Genomic DNA, 2,249 nt, shown 5'->3' with positions numbered 1-2,249 from the left:
CCGCCGTCGCCCGCCCCACCAGACCCGCCGTCGCCCGCCCCACCAGACCCGCCGTCGCCCGCCCCACCAGACCCGCCGTTCTTCCGCGCCTCACTCACCAGCGCCAACGTCATGGCCAGCCGCCGCTGCGCCTCCGCCTGCGAAACACCACCATTCCGGCGCGTCACACCCCCATCCACCCGCTCCACCCCACCACTACGCACACCCTCACGACGCGCCGCACGCGGCATCACCCACCACTCCCCACACCACACTCGCTAACACGCCGACCAACCCATCCACTCATCCACACCACACCCACCACCTCTGACACACCTCCTACACGCCGATAAAACACCTGAAATCTCTGTATTCCCCCAAAACAGGTTCGGCATAAGCCCGACCACCGATGCAGCTCGTGCCAGCCCTGCAGCGGATCTGCACCGCGATCTCCGAGGCGGCCGAGGGCCCTGTAAATAGAACGGGTCTTCCAAGATTTTCGTAGCCGGTGATCGTATGAACGAGCCTGTGGTTCTGGGGTGTTGGCGATGGCACGCTGGCCGCGTGTGCCATCGGGCTCGAGGACCTGCTGCCGCAGCTGGCCGCGGTGCAGGTCGAGACGGTTGAGGCCGGCGAGGATCTGGTACGGATCACGGCGCGAACCCATGCCGGGGCCCCGGCCGTCTGCCCGGGATGCGGGCGGGCGTCGAGCTGGGAGCACGGCCGGTATGTGCGGCATGTCGCAGACGAGGCCGTCGGCGGACGCCCGGTCGTGATCGACCTGTCGGTGCGGCGGATGTACTGCGAGAACCCGCACTGTGCGAAACGGACGTTCGCCGAGCAGGTCGAGGGCCTGACGGTGCGATACCAGCGCCGGACTCCGGCCCTGCAGGCCGTCGTGGAGGCGGTGGCCCGCGCCCTGGCGGGCACGGCCGGCGCCCGGCTGTTGTGCACCTGCATCAGGTGCTCAGCTGGGCCACCGTCCTCGGCCGCCGCCCCATGGGCAGCCGCCACGGCCGCGACCGCGTCGGCCACCACCGACCCGGACGGGTCCGGCATCACCGGGTCATCAGCGATCGCGGCCAGGGCCACGGTGAAGTACCGGCGGACGTCCTCAGCCCGCACCGCAAACCGGCGGAACCAGCCCCTCACCGTGTCCTCAGCCCGGCCCAGACGCGCGGCGACCCGCCGGTGCCCCATCCCCAGGGCCGCTATCTCCAGCCCCGCACCGATCACTTCGGCCGCATCCGTCCGCCGCGGCCACATCACCTCAGCCAGCAGGACATGCGTGACCCCGCACCCCGAACAACGCGTCCGGCGCGGACGGAAGAACAGGCGGGCACCCAGCCCGCCCCTCACAGCCCGCGGTCGCCCGTGACCCCACGGTGCCAACACCCCACCGCACGGCGGACAGGACAGACGGCCTTCCGCCAACTGCTGTTCGACCAGCAGGACGTCGGAGTCGACGACGAGCACTGAGCACCTCCGCCCCGTGCACACCATGTCGTCGCGCACGAAACAAGATCAGAATGCCCAGCAAGATCACAGCTCATACCCACCGCGAATGTCGCAGACCCCCACCTACATGCTCACGCAGAGAGTCGTCCAACACCGCGCTCACGGAGACAATCATCGTGCTCAGTCGCATGAGGTCGTTGGGGAAGGGGGCGGACGGCATGGCCGGAATTGAATCACGTGTTCGATTTATGGTGCACGTCGAACCGCCCGATGTGATGACGGGCAACCCCAGGCACGGCGGCCCGGTCTGCTTACATCGCAGTGGCAAGGGTGGTGTGATGGGGGTTGTTTACCACCCTCGGAGAGATCGGCGGACGCGTGGCCAACCGACAGAGCGGCATCGTGAAGTGGTTCAACGCGGAGAAGGGGTACGGCTTCATCGCCCCTGACGGTGACGGCGACGACCTGTTCGTCCACTTCCGGGCCATCGAAGGCGAAGGCTTCAAGAGCCTGACGGAGGGGCAGAGGGTGTCCTTCGTCGCCGAACGAGGCCAGAAGGGCATGCAGGCCGCGCAGGTCCGCCCCGAGTAGCCCTTGCATCGTGCCATCGCGCCTGCGAGTTCCTCTTGGGCGCGATGGCACGCACCAGCTGGCAGCCTCGGCAGTGCTGACCTGCCCCGGGTCAGCCGACGGCTTCCGGGCGTTGCCGTACGGCGAGGTAGATAGCCTGTCGACATGGTGCGTCCTGAAAGCTGGGTAGCGTCCCGCCAGTTGGTGCAGCCGATCAGGTTGAGGGCGTGTTCGTGGTGTCG

At 68.1% G+C, this 2,249-nt stretch carries 1 protein-coding gene and 2 pseudogenes; 2 read left to right on the top strand and 1 reads right to left on the bottom strand.

Going from position 1 to position 2,249, the window contains the following annotated elements; translation table 11 throughout:
• Positions 1-586 precede the first annotated feature (586 nt).
• Positions 587-778 (top strand): annotated as a pseudogene (locus ACLHRZ_RS37065) (transposase family protein); the annotation flags it as partial.
• Between the two features lie 434 nt (positions 779-1,212).
• Here ACLHRZ_RS37065 and ACLHRZ_RS37060 read toward each other — a convergent pair.
• Positions 1,213-1,482: pseudogene (locus tag ACLHRZ_RS37060) on the bottom strand (DUF6431 domain-containing protein); the annotation flags it as partial.
• Positions 1,483-1,815: 333 nt separating this feature from the next.
• Here ACLHRZ_RS37060 and ACLHRZ_RS37055 point away from each other — a divergent pair.
• Positions 1,816-2,028 (top strand): cold-shock protein, encoded by a 213-nt coding sequence (locus ACLHRZ_RS37055; RefSeq protein ID WP_490422982.1) that lies wholly within the window; start codon positions 1,816-1,818, stop codon positions 2,026-2,028.
• Positions 2,029-2,249 lie beyond the last annotated feature (221 nt).

This window comes from Streptomyces sp. AM25, from assembly GCF_058146165.1.
Note: the sequence above shows the minus strand (reverse complement) of the source record. Positions and strands in the feature narration are given on the sequence as shown.